Below are 16,843 nucleotides of genomic sequence, written 5' to 3'. Positions count from 1 at the left end.
TACCGCACACCAGCCGAGTTTGAACAACAACTGATCACGACACCTACGCTGTCACTCGTCGCATGAAACACGGTGTCCACTCCCCGGGATCAACCCAGCTCCGGCCGTGCCCCTTCGGGCTTCGCACCCTCGGCCTTGGCGCGGATCAGATCTTCCAGGGCCTCACGGTAATGATCACGAAAACCACTGAAATCCTCAACGGCCATGGCCTCCATGAGGTCGACGGCCGCCTCGATCTCCTCGTCGTCCACGGGCACAGGCTTGGGAAGCAAGGACTCAGGGGAACGGATCTCGTCCGGCCACTTCAGGCTGTGCAGGACGATCGCGTCCTCCTTGATCCGCAGCAGCCCGAGGCGCTCCCGGTTGTGCCACGCGTACTTGGCGACGGCGACCTTGCTGGAGCGCTCCAGGGCCTGGCGCAGAAGGACGTACGGCTTCGCCGCGACGGCGCCATCAGCTGCCAGATAGTCAGCCGTCTGCCAGGAGTTGGCATCTTTATAGAAAGATCACTCGATAGTGGATATGGGCTACATGGGGGGTGTTTGGCGGTCACACTCGAAACGCATTGTGCCGAACACGGCCTGAACCCTGCGCTTTGTGCCGACTGGCCGGAGCCGGGGCGGGCATTGCATGCAGGGGGACACGCTGTGACACATCACGACGGCCGCGGGCCCGGGCTGACCGGAGATGCTGTGGCTCTGGTGGCTGGGCTTGCCGATCTGGCCGTGTCGGGACTCAGCAGCGCTCTGGGCGGTGTGAGCGGCCTGTTGCGCCGAGCCGACCTCGGGCATCTGCTGGCTGATGGCCAGGAGGAGACCAAGGCACGAGGCCGCCTGGTCCTGGACCGATACGCGGCTGCGCCGCCGGCTCACCTGGAAATCCTCGCCCGCACTGTCACTGCCAGCGGCCCCAGGGGCAACAGCAGTGCCTGAACTGGACGAGCACGCCTTACTGAAGAAGCGCATCGACCAAGTCCTCGACGAGTTCGTCACCGCGGAAGCACAGGCGCTGGCCGACATCGATGCCTCTCTGGCACCGGTCGCAGAGCAGCTGCATGCGGTGACGGAGCACGGGAAACGGTTCCGGGCGGCGTTTTGCTACTGGGGCTGGCGCGGGGCCGGCCAGCCTGACAGCGAGGCGCTGGTACGCGCCGCCGGCGCGGTGGAGCTGGTGCACGCGGCCGCCGTCGTCCACGACGACCTGATCGACCGCAGCCGTACCCGGCACGGCCGGCCCACCGCCCACATCGCGCTGCGCCAAGCGCTCACCAGTCGTGCGCGGCCGAAAGCCGGCGCCCGGGCTCTGGCCATGCTGACAGGCAATCTCCTGATGTCACTGGCCGGCCAGCTGTTCACCACCTGCGGCCTGCCCGGCGCGTACCTGAACAGAGCCCGGCCCCTGTGGGGAGTGCTGGCCCGTGAATTGGTAGCGGGGGAGTGCCTGGAGATCCTGCGTACCGGCGCCGAGCCGGATGCGGAGGCTTCGATGAGAGTCATCCGCTACAAGACGGCCAAGTACACCGTCGAACACCCTTTGCACATCGGCGGCCTCTTGGCCGGTGCCCCGCCGCGGCTGCTTGAGGCGTACAGCGCCTACGGCCTGCCGCTGGGCGAGGCATTCCAGCTGCGCGATGACCTGCTGGGCCTGTTCGGCGACCCCGTACGAACCGGAAAGAACCCGGCCGACGACCTGGTGGGCAACCGGCCCACCGCCCTGATGGCTCACACTCTGCAGTCCGCCGCCCCAGGTGAGCGCCAGCAGCTCCACCACCTGCTGGGACAGGGGAAGCCGAGTGAGCAGCAGGTGGATCGGGTACGGGAGATCGCTCGAAGCACCGGAGCCGTCGCCCGCGTCGAAGACATGATCACCGCACGGCTGCGCGAGGCCCACGAGATTCTGGCCGACGCCGACCTGACCGCCGAAGCGCACCACGCCCTGTCCGGCCTGGCGACATTCGCCACCGCCCGCCACCACTGACCGCCGCATCCCTGGGAGCAACACCGATGACTTACACCCAAGCATCCATGGACGCGCTGCGGCTGGCCGGCGACGAACTGGCGGACGCTACCGTGGCGACGCTGTTCGAGCGCGGAGAGGTGGGCAAATTCAACACGCTCATGCGGTACGTCTCCACCGCCGGCCAGGAACTGCCCGAGGGCCTGCCAGACGTGGCCCGTGAGTACCTGCATGTCACCAGCACGCCGCCGGCCTGGGTGGACTGGAGCGAGATGGAGAAAGCCCGGCTGTTCTTCATCGACAACAACGTGCACATCTCCACCGCACTGTCCTTCGCCTCCATGCCCGCCTGCTACGTCCTGCCCCACGTCGCGAAACTCCTGTCGGCCACCCACTCGCTGAAGTACCCGTCCAAACGCATGGCCGAGACCGGGCAGTTCACCGTCTACCTCATGCAGCCCGACGCCTTCGAAGCCGGCAGCCGGTTCATCCCGGCCGCTCAGAAAGTCCGCCTGCTGCACGCCTCCATCCGCCACCACCTCGAGCGCGAGGGCCGCTGGGACATCGCCGGGCTCGGTACACCGATCTGCCAGGAGGACATGATCGGCGGGCAGATGATGTTCTCCATCCAGGTCCTGGACGCCCTGCACCGCCTCGGCATCCACATGAGCACCGAAGGCGCCGACGCCTACTACTACGCCTGGCGGGTCGTCGGCGCGATGCTCGGCGTCGACCAAAACCATGTACCCAAGGACCTCCAATCCGCCCGGGAGTTCTCCGACCTGTACATGACCCGCCACATGGGACCGAGCGAAGAAGGCGCCCAGCTCACCCGCCAGCTCATTGACCTCTACGAAGAAGTCGTGCCCGGCACCTTCTTCGACCCCGTCGTCGGCGCCCTCATTCGCTACCTCATCGGCGACACCTGCGCCGACTGGCTCCAAGTACCCCGCACCCCGTGGGACACGGCAGTCAAAGCCGCCCCCGCCCTGCTGAACATCTTCGAGACCATCGAGGACAGCTCCCCATTTGGAGCCTGGGCCCTGGACCGCCTCGGCCACTTCACCACCGTCTTCGAACTGTCCTCTCTCACCCGCGGCCGAGTCATGCACTACGCCATCCCCGAACAGCTCAAGAAGGACTTCGGCGTCAGCAGCACCGTGCCGCCCACAAGCCGCTGGACCCCGCCCCCGGCAACCATCAGTGGGTAGGCAGCGGCCTCTGAGGTGACAGGCACCCCATTCGAATAGGTGAGGACCGCTGACGGCCAGACGGGCGCGAGGAGGACGCTGTGTCGTGGCCGATGACCGAGCATCGGCCGCCGCGGTGAGTGTCGTGCACCGGCTGGGTGAGGTGCTGCATCTCGTTATGTCGCCCGGCATCCCGACGGATGCCGGGCGTCCGTCCCACCCGTCGGTCAGGCGGAGAACTCACTCTTGTAAAAGACGCTTGACTCGAAGGAATCCGGTTCGGTCGCTGTGATCTTCGAGGAGTAGCCAAAGGCGAGCCTGGGCGCTCCGTTGACCCGCCAGATGGCGATTCCCTGGCCCTCACGGCCGGGGAGGGACTCGCCAGCGTTCGTGAGGAACTTCTCGACATAGCTCGACCCGGTGTCGTTCAAGTCGAGAGTGACGAGGTAGGAGGAGCGGTTCGGGCCGCCGAAGAGGAGATATGCGTAGCGGCCGCAGGCGGTGATGCCCTGGAAGTAGTCAGCGTCGGTCAGGCCCAGCTCCTGGTTGGTCGGGATCGCCCGCTCGGTCAGGCGATAGCCGTCGCTCAACCGCCCGGCCACGGCGTCGGCGAGGGTGAAGACGACGATGCGCCAGGGGCGCGTGGCGCTCCCTGAGTGATAGCGGAAGAGCACGCGGTCGTAGTGCGTGTCGATCGCCGGCCGCGGGCTGTGGGCGAAGCTGGAGACCGAAGGGGTTCGGTTGTAGATGGAGGAGGCCGTCGTCTCCAGTGTCCCGCCATCGATCCAGCGGAAGCGGGCGATCCGGGTACCGGCGTCGTTGACCGAGTGGCTTTCGATCCATATGTAAGGCGAGTTGCCCGCACCGACCGCCTCCACGCCCATCGACGAGCCGTGGCCGAAGCCGTGGATGGCCATCGTGCTCAGCACGTTGCCGGACAGGTTCGTCTTGCTCAGCCACAGATCACCGGTGCCGCTGCCCACCTTGTGCTGGGCGAAGTAAATGTGGCCGTTGACACTGTCGTAGGCGAACGACTGCATCGCCCAGTGGGGCTGATGGAGCGTCTGGCGCCAGACCGGATTGCCGCCTGCCCCCGGCAGATGGAACTTCGGCGAAGCGGGTACTGCCGCATGCGCCGGACTTGCTGCAAGTAGCGAGCCGCCGCCGAGCACCGCCGCCCCCGCGGCTAGCTTGATGCCGCCGGTAAGCAGGCTTCTGCGGCTGTGTGCCGGGCGGGCTGGTCTCTCTAAGGCGTCAGTCACGTCGCCACCTCTCCATCGACAACAGGTTCGAGCGGTGAATCTAGCAGTCGGCCCGACAACGACGAACTTGTTCTGGATCACGCCCAGTTCGCCGAGTCCTGTCGTAGATCGTGATCTTGCTGCAGGGGACGGCACAGATACGGCCGCGGCCACCGATGATCATCGTGGTTTGTGAAGACATCAAATGATCGAGCGGTGGCCGCAGGTCGCAGCGTGGAACCCCGCCCGCTGACAGGCCGGATTCGAGGCTCTGTTGGACCGGATCGCGGCTGGTTCGCACGGGTCGAACCGCGTCGCCGGGCCCGGGACTTCATCCTGGGCCGGCTGTGGGGTCTGCCGCGCAAGAACTGCTGGAAGCTCGCCGAGCTGGCCGGACACACGAATCCGGACGGGCTGCAGCACCTGCTGGCCCGGGCCAAGTGGGACGCCGACGCGGTACGCGACGACGCGGCCAGTATCTCCGCGTGCACGCTGCCACCGACGGGCTGCAACTGGGCCGACGTGGCGGCCCAACTGGCGAGGTGGCCTGAGCCGCTGTCGACCTTGGAGGGGCAGCTGCTACGGCCGGGGACCCCCGGACGGTGAACATCTCGGCGAATTGCTCTCGGCGCTCGACCACTGGGAGGGCCTGCCCCCCCGGGACCCGGGACGACGCGGCGGTCGGCAGCAGCTGTGGAACCTAGCCCGCGCGATCTCGGGAACGGCGCAGCGGCGGCTCGCCGAGTTGCCGCACCTCATGGCTGTCGAGCACCAGGCTGAGTACCAGCCCGGGGGGCGGGGTGGCTGGCTGAGCGAAGCTGGCCTGCACCGCTGAACCGCATACACGAGGGACTGCCGCCCGTCGACGACGAACCGGCCCAGACTCCGACAACACCCTGACCCCCACCGAGTCACCCGTGCCTTCGGACAGGGCTTTCGTAGGGCAAACCTGCGATTCCCCTCAGCGTGCGGCGCAGGTACGCGTGGCGGACGATGACCAGCGCCTACCAGCGGCTGCAGGCGCCAGCTCAACAACAGGTGCTGCCGGTAAGGGGCGCTGTACATGATACCGGGGCGGCGGTCACCGGTGCGGCGGTTCGTGGATCGGGCTGTGCGGCGGAAGTCCAGCCGTCTACGCTGACAGGCGGCAAACTGATGTGGCATCAGGAACACAAGGGGTGGGGTCGGTGGACATTCCGCTGGTGGACGCGGTGGCGGCAGTGCGCGATGAGCTGCTGGCAGCCGCAGCGCATGGCGCGGACCAGGAGATCGCATTCGCGGTGGGGCCGGTCGAGATGGAGTTCCAGGTCGAGATGCGCGCCGACGGAAAGGCGAAAGGGGGCTTCAGGCTGTGGGCGGTCTCGGCGGAGACCGAAGCGGGGGTCTCACGGGGCCGGACGCACAGGGTCGCGTTCACCCTGACGCCGAGGAGCGCAAATGGCGAGGACCTGCTCATCAGTGGCTCGCCGAACCGTTCCGCCGGACCTGGTGACACAAGCCGGCGTATCGCGCACTGACGGATGCATCGGTGACGGGCAGTCGGCCAGCACCGGAGCAGGGGGTAGACGGTGGACGAGGCGAGACTTGTGGCGGTCACCGGGCCAGGCGGGCCGGGGTCGGGGTACTCCGTGGGGCCGCGGCTGGTGCTCACCTCGGCGCATGTCGCGGCCCCCGAGGGCGGGCGGGTACGGGTTTTCCACCCGGGCGGCGACCGGGAGTTCGTCGGCGAGACGGTGTGGCGGGGGACGCCGGGCGGTCTCGACGATGCCGCACTGGTCCTGGTCACCGACGACGGCTGGCGGCTGCCGCCCGGGGCGGGGGTTCGCTGGGGCCGTCTGGTGACCTCCCGACCAGCCCAGGAATGTGAGACGTGGGGCGTGCCCGACTTGGTCCAGCGGCCCAAAACCGCGGTTGAGGCCAGTCAGCAATGCGGCCACGTGAACCCAGGCAGCGGTTTCGTCAACAACCAGTACGTCATGGACCTGACGGCGCACCCGCAGAGCTGGCCGTCTGGCATCTCCTCCCCGTGGGGTGGCTTGTCGGGCGCCGCGATGTTCTGCGACCGACTGCTGACCGGTGTGGTCCTCGCGGAGTCGGCGCACTCTGGGCATGCCGCGCTGAAGGTCGTTCCTGCCTACGTACTGCACCACGACGCGTCGTTCCGTGCCGTCCTGGCCGCCCACGGGGCAGGCTGGCAGCCGCTTGAGGCGGTGGAGTTCCAGGATCTGGCCGCCGTGGAGGCCGCACCCGCCCGCGGTCTGCGGTCGCCCGCGGCCCTGCTCACGGCGGACCGGCAGACGGTGCCCTTCCGAGGCCGCGTGGAGCTGATGGACCGGTTGGAGGCCTGGTGCGGCCTGGGCGGGTTCGGCACCTGGCTCCTGCACGGGCCCGGCGGCCAGGGCAAGACCCGGCTCGCCCGCCATCTTGCCAGCACTCTCGCGGCCAACGGCTGGGCCGTGCTGTGGCCGCACGCCGAGGCCACCGCCTCCGAAGTGCGGGCCCTGCGGCACGCTGCCAAGCCCATGCTGGTCGTCGTCGACTATGCCGAGGCACGCACCGGGCAGCTCGCCGGGCTGGTGGAGGCCGCCGCCGAGCACGGCGGTGGCACCCCGTTCAAGATCCTGTTGCTCGCCCGGACGGCCGGTGACTGGTGGAGCCGGGCGCAGACCCTCAGCAGCATCATGGAGGACTACCTGGAGGGCACCCCGGTAGTCGCCCTTCCTCCGCTCGATCCCGATCCGCCGGACCGCTTCGATGCCTACAGGGGCGCGGTGCGGGCGTTTGCCGCTGCACTTCCGCAGGTCGAGGGCTACGAGCATCGCGACTGGCCGGTCCTGGCTGAGACACTCCCCACTCCCCAGGTCACCCGGGAGGGCTTGGGTAATGCGCTGACCCTGCAGATGACCGCGCTCGCCGACCTGCTCGACCAGGCCGAAGTGCCGGCCGTCGTCACCGCGGCGGCGCCGCGCCAGAGCGTGGAGAAACGGCTGCTCGGCCACGAGAGCCGTTACTGGGCTCGGATGGCCGAGGCCGGAGGCGTGACGCCGGGACTTACCGAGGTGGCCCTGCATGACTCGGTCACCGCCGCCCTGCTCGTTGGTGCCGCCGACCGTGAACAGGCCGACGGGACCCTGCGGCGCGTTCCGACGCTGGCGGATCAGCCGCGCGACCGGCGGGATGCCGTCAGCTTCTGGTTGGCGGCGCTCTTCCCGCCCTCTGTCCCGGGCCGCCTGTGGGGCAGCCTCTACCCTGACCGGCTGGCCGAGCGATTCATCGGGTTGCGCCTCGAGACCGATCCATACTTGGCGGAGTCTCTGGCGCCGGCTGCGGACCACTTGCAGGCCGCGCAACTGCTGACCGTCTACAGCCGCGCAGCGGCCCACCCAGACGTCCAGGGCCGCCTGGACGAGCCGCTGACCGAGCTGTGCGTCCGGCACGGCGGCCGCCTGGCGCCGCAGCTCATCGAGGTCGCCACCCAGACCGAGAATCCCGGCCCCCTGCTCGCGGCCCTTGAGCGGATCACCGGCGACCTCGGCACGGACGACCTTCAGCGCCTTGTCGGGCTGCTCCCGCCGTCCAGCCAACGCCTCGCCAACTGGGCCGCCGAGGCCGCCAGGCGGCTCGCGGACCGCTGCCGCGACCTCCCGCAGAACGCGCCGGACCGGCTCCCGCGGCTCGCAAGAGCATTGAACGAGCTTTCCAACCGGCTAAGCGATCTGGGGCGGCAGGAGGAGGCGCTCGCCGCGGTGGAAGAGGCTACCGATGCCTTCCAGCTCCTCGCTCGGGCCGATCCGGCATCCTATCTGCACGATTTCGCCAAGGCTTTGAACAACCTGTCGAACCGGATGAGCGATCTGGGGCGGCGGGAGGATGCGCTGACCATCATCGAGAGCGCTGTGAGGATTCGGCAACGGCTCGCCGGAGCGTCGTTCGCGGAGCACTTCCCCGACTACGCGATGGCGCTAAATAACCTGTCCAGCCGGCTGGCTGAGCTGGGACGACATGAGGAAGCGTTGGAGACGGCCAACCAGGCGCTGAGCGCCCATCGTCTGTTGGCCGACATCGATCCCGACACCTACCGCCCCGAACTCGCCAAGATCACGAGCAACTACGCGGTCCGATTGGCAGCGTTGGGGCGGCGGCAGGAGGCCCTGACTGCCCTCGAAAGCGTCCTGACCACCTGCCATGACCTCGCTGAGAGCCGCCCCGACGCGTACCTTCCGGACCTCGCCATGGTCCTCGGAAACGTGTCGGTCGAGCTGGGCGCTCTCGGGCGGCACCAGGAGGCGCTGGCGGCCTCCGAGGAGGCCGTCGCCACCTACCGCTCGCTTGCCGAGAGCCAGCCCGGCGCCTACCTCCCGGACCTGGCCCGGGTGGTGAGCAACCTCTCCGCCCGACTGCGCGCCGTAGGCCGGCACCAGGACGCGCTGGACGCGGCCGAACAGGCCGTCGCGATGTACAGGGGACTTGCAGAGGCCCACCCCGACGCGTACCTGGCGGACCTCGCGACCGCGCTGGACCGGCTGTTCATACGGCGGGCCGTACTGAACCGGACGGACAAAGCCCTGGCCGCGGTCGTCCAGGCCGTGGCCCTCTACCGCGACCTCGCGGCCCGACTCCCCGATGTCCACCTGCCGGATCTCGCCAGAAACCTGCACAGCCTCGCTATAGCTCTGGTCGCCCTGGGCCGCCGCCAAGAGGCGCTGGCCGCGGTCGAGGAAGCCATCACAATCCGTCGGAACCTCGCTGCGGCGGCCCCTGGAGCCCACGAGGCATCCCTCGCGATGTCGAGGGAACTGCGCACCCGACTCGACACGCTTTCGGTCCCGCCCGACGACGGCTCGGTCCGCACGGTCGTGATGCGGGTGACCGCCATCATCGCTGAGCAACTCGGGATCGACGAGGACCGAATCACTCCAGACGCCTCGCTTGTCAACGACCTGGGAGCCGACGAGCTGGACATGGTCGAGCTCTTCATGTCCATGGAGGACGAGTTCGAGATCGAGATCCCGGAAGAGCACGTCAAAGATGTGGTCACGGTCCGAGGGCTGGTCCACGCCGTGGTGACCCAACTACTGTGACGAGGCGCTGGGGCGAGCCTCCACCGCCGGCCGCGTCGGTGGTGGTCACGTGATGGCACTGCCTGGCCTCTCTGTACTTGATCACAGGAATGGCGGCGATGATCTGGTCCTGCCCGGAGGCCTCGGGGACGGGGCAGGCACAGATCGGCTGGCGGTTACAGTAACGCCCACATCGTGCTGTACGGCCTGCCGGACGAGGCGGCAGCGCGGGGTTCGGCCGCGGCGCTGCACGCAGCCCTGTACGGGTACTCCAAGCTGACGCGCCCAGCGTCGGCTGCCCCCGCACGTGGGGCGAGGCAGCCGAGGAACGCTACTGCTCTTCCTGCATGACCGCGGTCGGTTCGGCAGTCGTGGGCATCCTGCGGCGGCCGACCGCAACTTGATCCGCGCCACTCGTCCGGCCTGAGGGACTCCGCAGCCGACTGCGCATACCTGATGTTCAGGGCACGGTCCGGGTGCGATAGGCAGGGCGCTGGGTCTGGCCCGGCAGCTCCCCACCGGTCTGAAGCACGCCGAAAACGGTGATTCATCCGCTGTGGTGGGTCAGGATCTAGGGACGACTTCGACTGACGTCGATGCCGAGGCGTGCGCGTCCTCGCTCGGTAAATGGACGACGTCGACCGCGTGAGGAACAGCCCGCTCGTCGGGATCGGCCTGTGATCGGCCAGGAGATCAGACCCGGCACGGGAACGCCCGCCTGCTGGTACTGCGCGCTCGCCCGTCCTATCGTGAGTGTGGCTCCTGGCTCTGCTGCCGCAACTCAATGGCCAGGGCCCGAACCGACCTCAGCCCCGAGGCCGACCGTTGGATTCCCGCGCTCCCGCGCTGCTTCTCCATTCCTCGCCGTAACCGACCACGCCCCATGGCGTTGTTCTGGCGGCGCGTGCTGAATCCGTCCCCCCCACGGGTGCGCGCTCCCGGGGGACCTGACACTGTGCCCGGCTCAGGGCCCCTCCGGGCACCCGTACCGCTGGGGCCGCTGCCGTCTCGACAGAGCTCCCCGCTTCGAGCAAAGCCCCCAGGCTGAGCAGGCGGGGTCGGCCTCCCGCCTGCTGAGGGTTCAGGCAGGCCAGGCCGATCTCATTGCACCTGTGGATCACATCCCGAACAGTGTCGTGAAGGCCCGCAGGGCAACCTTGCAAGCTGGTGCGCGCGTTCATCCAGGCGGCGTGAGTCGACGTTATCGAGTCGGGTGGGAGCCGACCCGCCGGGGCCGCGTGCCCGATGGATTCCCGCTCACTTCTCGTTGAAGACGATCTCCCTGGCCGGGCGGGTCATCTTCACGGTGTCGGCAGTGACCTCGACGATGTGGTGCAGACCTCTGTGGAGCGTCTCGGACTCCGGGAGGAGGCGGTACTCGTCGTCCGTAACCCCGGCCAGGAAGGCGCGGAAGCAGGCCAGGGACGAGTCGGTGCCCTTAAAGTCCAGGTAGTCCTTCAGGCGGCGGAACAGCTTCGGAAGGATCACCGCGCCGGTCGTGTCGTCCGTGAGCGAGGTCATTCCGGTGACCTTTGCCCCGTCGAGGGTCTTGTCGACCTTCCACACGCCCTTCGCGGACGCCCTCGCCTTCTCCGAGGCGTCGGTGAGGAGCTCGCGCAGGTACACGGGCAGGCCCGAGTAGAAGGTCGGGTAGGCCAGGCCGAGCAGGAGCAGGCGGTGGTTGGCGGTCCGCTTCAGCAGGCCGTCGTCGACGCTGGTCCAGTAGCCGCTGTACACGGGCGGGGTTCCCTTGCCGACGAAGGCCACGCAGCGGCCGAAGGTGTCGGCGCCCCGGGTGAGGATCCAGCCGGGCACGCTGTCCGGCGTAGTGGCGACGGTCTCGTCGTCGTCCCGGAGGACGGTGTCGAAGCCAAGAAACTTCAGCAGCTCGTCCGCGGCCTCGTGGGCGAGGCCCCGCGGCTGGTGCTCCACGTGCTGCTTCTCGCCGTAGTGGGTCTCCAAAGCGTCGATTCCTTCGAGCCGGATGCTCGCGCGGCCGTCGGCCTTGGGCACGATGTGAGCGTCCCCGGGCACGAGCTTCCAGTCGGCCACGTTGTCCGGGATGAACGGGAGGGTGTCGCCATCCGGTTTGGCGCCCCCCTCCACCTTGAACTTTCCCCTGATCAGCAGCATGGACATGGCGGCTCCCAGTATCACCGTAGGTGTTCACTGGCTACGCACAGTACACATTCGGGCGGTCGTCGAGGTCATTTCGCGCCCGTCGGGCCCGGGGAGTGTCAGCATCAGGGCCACGTCGTCGGGGGCCGCTGGCCGTAAAGGCCGTCAGATCCCGCCAGGCCGCCCCGACCAAGCCGCCGGGGTCCCTCGCCAGTACGGGGACCCGCGCGGCCAGCGCGCAGAAGCGCCCTGTCGTGTGACCGCAGCACTCGGCGGTTTCGTCTGGATCAGTCGGTCGTTGGTCAGGGTGTCCGTTGACAGGTGGGCAGTGGGCGTGGATCGAGCCGTTGCTCCCGGACCGTACGCCGAAGCAGGGTGGTCGCTGGCCGGATCACGTTGAGGTGATCGACGCGATCGCCTGCAGAGAGCGTCGTGTTCTTGAACCCGGAGCGTCGGGGCGCGGTGGCCGCCCGGGGGCGCGACCTCAAAAGCGGAAGGGCGGAGGCAAGCCGCGTACCCCTTCGAGCTTCGCTCCGGTCAGCTTCGCCGTGGGCGGGTTGTCGGATGTGACTCGCCAGGTTGGGGTGGATGCCCACTGAACGTCCTGGGATTGAGATGATCCGCCGCGACCGTGCCGGCCGGGCGGATCTCGACCTCCTGCGGAAACGCGTCCTCCTGGCGTGAAACGTACACGGAGCGTGATCGGCCACAGGCGCCGTCCGCCAGGACGCCCTGCCAAGCCTCCACACCCTCGCCGCAGGCATCGACCGTGCTGCGACGCCCGTGATCGCCGGCCTGACCTGCCCTGGAACTCAGGTGTAGTGGAAGAACACGTCAACCGGATCAAGATGCTCAAGCGCCAAATGTTCGGTTGGGCCGGCTTCCAACTCCTCCGCAAACGGGTCCTACTTGCCTGACCTTCTGGCCGGGCCCACACAGCCGACTTCACCTTCTACAGGGTGCGACGGTAGCGAACTTCGGATAGGGACACTCCGTCGTAGTCGTCAGCTTGGACAGCGCCATCAGCGACATAGCCATCTCGCTCGTAGAAGCGACGTGCCGTGGTGTTGTCGGTGAGGACCCACAGCAGCACCAGGTCGAAGCCAAGGGTAAGAGCGTGTGTGTGCACGGCTTCGAGCAGCGCGTGACCGATTCCGGACCCAATGAGTGAGGACTGAGCGTACAGAGCGTAAAGCTCACCTGCAGTCGTACTCGTTCCGGTGCCGCGATAGGGCCCGTAGCAAGCCCAACCCACGACTCCTCCATGGGTGTCGACCGCTACCAGGTTGGTCGTGCCCTTCTTCCTGAAGTGCTGTCGGCGCTGCCGCGTATCTGCTTCGACCGTCATGCGATCGAGGTAGGACTGGGGCACGATCCCGGCATACGCGGCCTTCCAGCCGGTCACTCGTATCGCTGATACAACCGCAACGTCGGCTTCCGTCATCGCTCGTACAGTCAACATCTCGGCACCGTATGGGACCCCTCGTCACGGGCGCCTGGGCATTACGGTCGGGCAGCTATAGCGACTACACATAGTGACGCTTCACAGAAGTTGAGCCAGAACCTGAGATTGCAGGCGCTGGGTTCTTGCCAGGGAGGCAAAGGGATGCTCCAGGCGAAAGGTGACGGTCATGCCGCAGATGTCGAAGGTCAAGCTGTACGCAGCGATCCGGAGCGATCCACGTCGCGTGCGGTGACCGGTTGCGCCCTACTCGCTTAGCCCCACGACTCCCCAGCCCCGTCGGGCGGCTTCGGATAGGACGTGGCCCCAGTCGTCCAGCAGGCCGGTGAACTCGTCGAAGTCGCTGACCCACCCCTGGGGAACGGCGGCGTGCTCGTTGTAGGCCCCGCGCAGCCCGCCAAGCCGGGGCCGTACCCGCTCCGACGTCGCGGCCAGTCCCCGCACGCTGTCCGGCGACCGTGCGAGCAGCACGCCGTGCGTGACTGCTGGGTCGTCGCAGAAGAAACCCGGATCCATGTGCTCCGCCTCACCGTCCAGTCCTCCCCAGATCAGCCCGAGCAGCAAGGTGTCCAACCCGGCCCGCACCAACGGGTCGGCATGGTCACGTACGGACTCCCACCGCTCCCCGGCCCAGAAGTGCGCCTTGAACGAACCGAGGGTGCCCCGGAACTCGTAGACGGCGAACGAGGTGCTGTGAGGCCCTCGTGGCCATTCCCAGTCGCCTTCGATCACCGGTGCGTCGTGATCCCACAGCCCGGTCTCGTCGGCGTACCAGGCATCCCTCAACCGCGACAGCCTCTCCCTGGGCGGAACCTTTCCCAGCCACGACCAGTCGGCGATTAGCACATTGATGTCCAGCCCCATACCCGTGAGAGTACCGATCACCCGTACAGCAAGATGCCGGTGCTGGAGACCCGCCTCGGATGCCTGCCGGCGACTGTGAACGGACAGCCCGAGGCCCTCTTCCCCCACGGACCTGATGGCTGGTCAACAACGGGGTCCGTGCCGCTGCCTGGTGCCCTTGTAGACGTGCCTGTGCCCGCGTGGTCGGCCCCACAGGGGGTACCCGCCAGGCCCGTCTCCATCGGGTGCCGTCATTTCTCGTCAACAGCCCGCATTGCGCTGACCACCACCGCCGTCGGACTCGTCAACAAACGCTGTCCTCGTTTCGGGGAGGCATTGTCGACGTGTTGGGGCGGCACTCAGGGATGGTGCGGCGATCAGCGCCGATGAGTTTTGACATCGCTCGCTTGTGCGATCGAGGGGCGTGGTCTCTTCATGATCCAGGAGTGGACATGTCCGATGAGGGACAGCCGCTCAATGCCGCCTGGCTAGCGGTCAACCACAACGTGTGTGGTGGCCTGCGCGGAGCCCCGGGCGCTTCGTTGATGGCCGAGCGGTTCATCGGGGCAGGCTGGAGTTCCAGATCGGCTTCGTGGGCGTCGTATGAGGTCGAGACCAGCTGGTGCCGCATCGAGGTCGACCCGACCAAGGGTTAGGACGAGGAGCTGTGGCGCCCGCCGACGGATGATGCTCGTCGCCGTCGCGACGAACTGCCAGCACGCGCCGGAGTGCACCATCCGGCCCATGCCCACCCCCCAGCCGCCCGTAGCCTCAGCGGTAGGAGGTGGCTCATGGCCGAGTGGATTGACCCCCGGTACGCGGCAATGGTCGCGTTTCGTGGACGCGCGCGAAGCAGCCGGACTCGCGCGACCCAGAGCCCAAAGCGGTGAGGGGGTTCATCGTTCCCCCTCCGAAGGGCTGACCCACCGCCCCGGCCTGTCGTCGCCCCTGCTGTGGCTGGCCGGGGCTCTTCACCGCCTGACGAGGTCGCTGAGCGGAACGCCGACGGCGGAGACGATGAGATCAGGCTATCGATCAGTGCGGCCGCCTGCCCCTGCTCGATCCGTACGTAGGGAGCGCGGTTCAGGCCGGTCCGCTCGGCGACGGTCTGCGGCGCGTGTTCGCGTGCAGTCGTGCCGCCCGCATCTGTTCGCCGATGGCCCGGCGGCTCGGGTGACGGTCCTGGTGGCTCGTACCGGGGGATGTGGCGTCGCAGACGGAAAACGCCGCCGGTCGATCACTTCCGTTTCTGGAAACCCTGGTCCGTGAGCGGGCGGAATGCTTCTGGCTCATGGACGAGGGCGCAGCAGTGTGGAGGCTTGCCGGATCGTCGGTATCAACCGGCGTACCGGCAGCGGTGGCGGAACCTCCGCCAGGCCACAGGAAGCACACAGGTTGCCCCGCCGGTGCACAGGCTGCTGTCCACGATCAGCCGGGAGATACGCCGCAACGGCGCGCCGCTGCAGGGGGACACCTCTCGCTGGGCCTACCGTCCTCACGCCGCGCAGTCCCGCGCGTTTGCGATGCGGCTTCAGGATGTTTCGGCAACAGGAGCACGTGCTCCGCGCGTCGCAGGGTGTTTTGAGATATTTCGTCCTAATCTCCCGTAACTGTACGAAGTCGATCTATCGCAGATCGCACCCGCCTCACTCCACCGGAGATGACATGTACAAGCTTCGCAAGGCTGCCGTCCTGGTCGCCGCCATCGCCAGCGTCGGACTCATGGGTGCCGGCACTGCCCACGCCGGCGGCGATGGCGACCACTTCAAGATCAAGCAGAGCACCAAGTGCACGTCGCACGACCTGAACCTCGACGTCCTCGGCCAGGTCGGCGTCGCCAACGGCCTGCTGGGCAACGCGCTCAACGGCGAGGGCAACCCGGGCGCCCAGACCAACCACATCGGTTCGACCATGGGCTGCAGCAACAGCGCCTTCTAAGGCCGTGTCCGGCGGATCGTCGGGGGCCGATCACCAGCACCGGACGGAGACCCGGCGCGGATACGGTCATGGTCCGCCGGACACTCCCTAGCTGTATTGATCACGAGCGTTGTTGACACTCGCAGGTCTTGATCATGGCGAAGACCTCCGGTGTGGTGGAGCTGTCTAGGACTGCGCCACACCGGAGGTCTTCGTGTCCCACCGTAATGCTCGGCTGACCGTCCTGGGGGGCGACTGCTGGTCGAACGTGTCGCTTCAGGTCGTCCGGTCGCGCATGTGGCCGCCGAGATGGGCATCTCCCGCGCCACCGCGCACAAGTGGGTGCGAAGGTGGCGGGCCGAGGGCGAGACCGGTCTGCACGACCGCTCCGGCCGACCGCACACGACGCCGCACCGCACGGCACAGCGGTGGAAGCGCGTGTCTGCGAACTGCGGGCAGACCCGCAAGCTGGGACCGGCCCGCATCAGTCCGATCCTCGGTCTGCCCGCATCGACCGTGCATCGAGTTCCTGACACGCCACGGCTTGTACCGGCTGGCCTGGCTGGATCGGCCGACCGTAGAACCCGTACGACGCTACGAGCGGTCGAGGCTGGGCGAACTGGTCCATGTCGACATCAAGAAACTCCCTTCTTCGCCCACCACGGCATCGCTGTCGAACGCGTGCCGACCGACATCGGCTCCTGCTGCAAGTCCTTCCGCTGGCGCGTCACACTCACCAAGGTCGGCATCACGCACAAACGCATGCGGCCCTACCGCCCGCAAACGAACGGCAAGGTCGAACGCTTCAACCGCACCCTGCTCGACGAATGGGCCTACCAGCGGCCCTGCTCCAGCAACACCGAGCGGACCGAAGCCCTGGCAGACTTCCTCCGCACCTACAACCACCACCGCTGCCACTCCGCACTCGCAGGCCAGCCACCCATCAGCCGTGTGAACAACGCAGCTCGACAGTCTCGGGATACGCCTTGTGCTTGGCGTGCTGCGCATCGCAACTGGCGGCCGACGCCTCGTCATGGGACGGCCGGGGGCGGGGGA

At 67.7% G+C, this 16,843-nt stretch carries 11 protein-coding genes and 5 pseudogenes; 10 read left to right on the top strand and 6 right to left on the bottom strand.

All coding sequences use genetic code 11. From position 1 onward, the window contains the following. Nucleotides 1-107 precede the first annotated feature (107 nt). Nucleotides 108-467, bottom strand: a pseudogene (locus tag ACWIHY_RS35095) (Ku protein); the annotation flags it as partial. 180 nt (nt 468-647) lie between these two features. On the opposite strand from ACWIHY_RS35095, the gene ACWIHY_RS35090 reads away from it, so the two are divergent. Genes ACWIHY_RS35090 through ACWIHY_RS35080 form a run of 3 tightly spaced genes read left to right on the top strand, consistent with a single transcriptional unit; the run spans nt 648 to nt 3,167 of the window. Continuing rightward, nucleotides 648-932 (top strand): polyprenyl synthetase, encoded by a 285-nt coding sequence (locus tag ACWIHY_RS35090; RefSeq protein ID WP_454380447.1) that lies wholly within the window; start codon nt 648-650, stop codon nt 930-932. Further along, the gene (locus ACWIHY_RS35085; protein WP_454380446.1) at nt 925-1,977 is read left to right on the top strand and encodes a polyprenyl synthetase family protein; all 1,053 of its coding nucleotides are present in this window, start codon (nt 925-927) and stop codon (nt 1,975-1,977) included. The genes ACWIHY_RS35090 and ACWIHY_RS35085 overlap by 8 nt, the downstream gene beginning before the upstream one ends. 26 nt (nt 1,978-2,003) lie before the next feature. After that, nucleotides 2,004-3,167, top strand: a complete 1,164-nt coding sequence (locus ACWIHY_RS35080) for an oxygenase MpaB family protein (RefSeq protein ID WP_454380444.1) — start codon at nt 2,004-2,006, stop codon at nt 3,165-3,167. Between the two features lie 206 nt (nt 3,168-3,373). Here ACWIHY_RS35080 and ACWIHY_RS35075 read toward each other — a convergent pair whose 3' ends face one another. Further along, the gene (locus ACWIHY_RS35075) at nt 3,374-4,408 is read right to left on the bottom strand and encodes a phage baseplate protein (RefSeq protein ID WP_454380443.1); all 1,035 of its coding nucleotides are present in this window, start codon (nt 4,406-4,408) and stop codon (nt 3,374-3,376) included. 240 nt (nt 4,409-4,648) lie between these two features. Here ACWIHY_RS35075 and ACWIHY_RS35070 point away from each other — a divergent pair. The 3 genes and pseudogenes from ACWIHY_RS35070 to acpP form a co-directional block, all read left to right on the top strand. Then, nucleotides 4,649-4,855, top strand: a pseudogene (locus ACWIHY_RS35070) (IS701 family transposase); the annotation flags it as partial. A gap of 719 nt (nt 4,856-5,574) precedes the next feature. Then, entirely contained in the window at nt 5,575-5,904 is a 330-nt protein-coding gene (locus ACWIHY_RS35065; RefSeq protein WP_454380442.1) for a trypco2 family protein, read from the top strand. 51 nt (nt 5,905-5,955) lie between these two features. Continuing rightward, complete coding sequence (gene acpP, locus ACWIHY_RS35060) at nt 5,956-9,468, top strand: acyl carrier protein (protein ID WP_454380440.1); 3,513 nt, start codon at nt 5,956-5,958, stop codon at nt 9,466-9,468. Nucleotides 9,469-10,490: 1,022 nt separating this feature from the next. On the opposite strand, the pseudogene ACWIHY_RS35055 reads toward acpP, so the two are convergent. The 4 genes and pseudogenes from ACWIHY_RS35055 to ACWIHY_RS35040 all read right to left on the bottom strand — a co-directional run. Continuing rightward, nucleotides 10,491-10,583: pseudogene (locus ACWIHY_RS35055) on the bottom strand (helix-turn-helix domain-containing protein); the annotation flags it as partial. Nucleotides 10,584-10,704: 121 nt separating this feature from the next. Beyond that, nucleotides 10,705-11,586: a nuclease gene (locus tag ACWIHY_RS35050; RefSeq protein WP_454380439.1), complete on the bottom strand. Its 882-nt coding sequence runs from the start codon at nt 11,584-11,586 to the stop codon at nt 10,705-10,707. Between the two features lie 931 nt (nt 11,587-12,517). Next, nucleotides 12,518-13,009, bottom strand: a complete 492-nt coding sequence (locus tag ACWIHY_RS35045) for an N-acetyltransferase family protein (protein ID WP_454380438.1) — start codon at nt 13,007-13,009, stop codon at nt 12,518-12,520. A gap of 264 nt (nt 13,010-13,273) precedes the next feature. Next, nucleotides 13,274-13,891 (bottom strand): hypothetical protein, encoded by a 618-nt coding sequence (locus tag ACWIHY_RS35040; RefSeq protein WP_454380437.1) that lies wholly within the window; start codon nt 13,889-13,891, stop codon nt 13,274-13,276. 431 nt (nt 13,892-14,322) lie between these two features. On the opposite strand from ACWIHY_RS35040, the gene ACWIHY_RS35035 reads away from it, so the two are divergent. The 4 genes and pseudogenes from ACWIHY_RS35035 to ACWIHY_RS35020 all read left to right on the top strand — a co-directional run. Then, nucleotides 14,323-14,526, top strand: coding sequence for a hypothetical protein (locus tag ACWIHY_RS35035; protein WP_454380436.1), 204 nt, complete (start codon nt 14,323-14,325; stop codon nt 14,524-14,526). Between the two features lie 548 nt (nt 14,527-15,074). Next, nucleotides 15,075-15,399, top strand: a pseudogene (locus ACWIHY_RS35030) (helix-turn-helix domain-containing protein); the annotation flags it as partial. A gap of 136 nt (nt 15,400-15,535) precedes the next feature. Then, nucleotides 15,536-15,808 carry a hypothetical protein gene (locus ACWIHY_RS35025; RefSeq protein WP_454380435.1) on the top strand — a complete coding sequence of 91 codons (273 nt, stop codon included), beginning with the start codon at nt 15,536-15,538 and terminating at the stop codon, nt 15,806-15,808. Between the two features lie 193 nt (nt 15,809-16,001). Next, nucleotides 16,002-16,759, top strand: a pseudogene (locus ACWIHY_RS35020) (integrase core domain-containing protein); the annotation flags it as partial. Nucleotides 16,760-16,843 lie beyond the last annotated feature (84 nt).

Source organism: Streptomyces sp. NPDC055287, from assembly GCF_053646035.1.
This window is presented reverse-complemented; position numbering and strand designations above follow the sequence as displayed.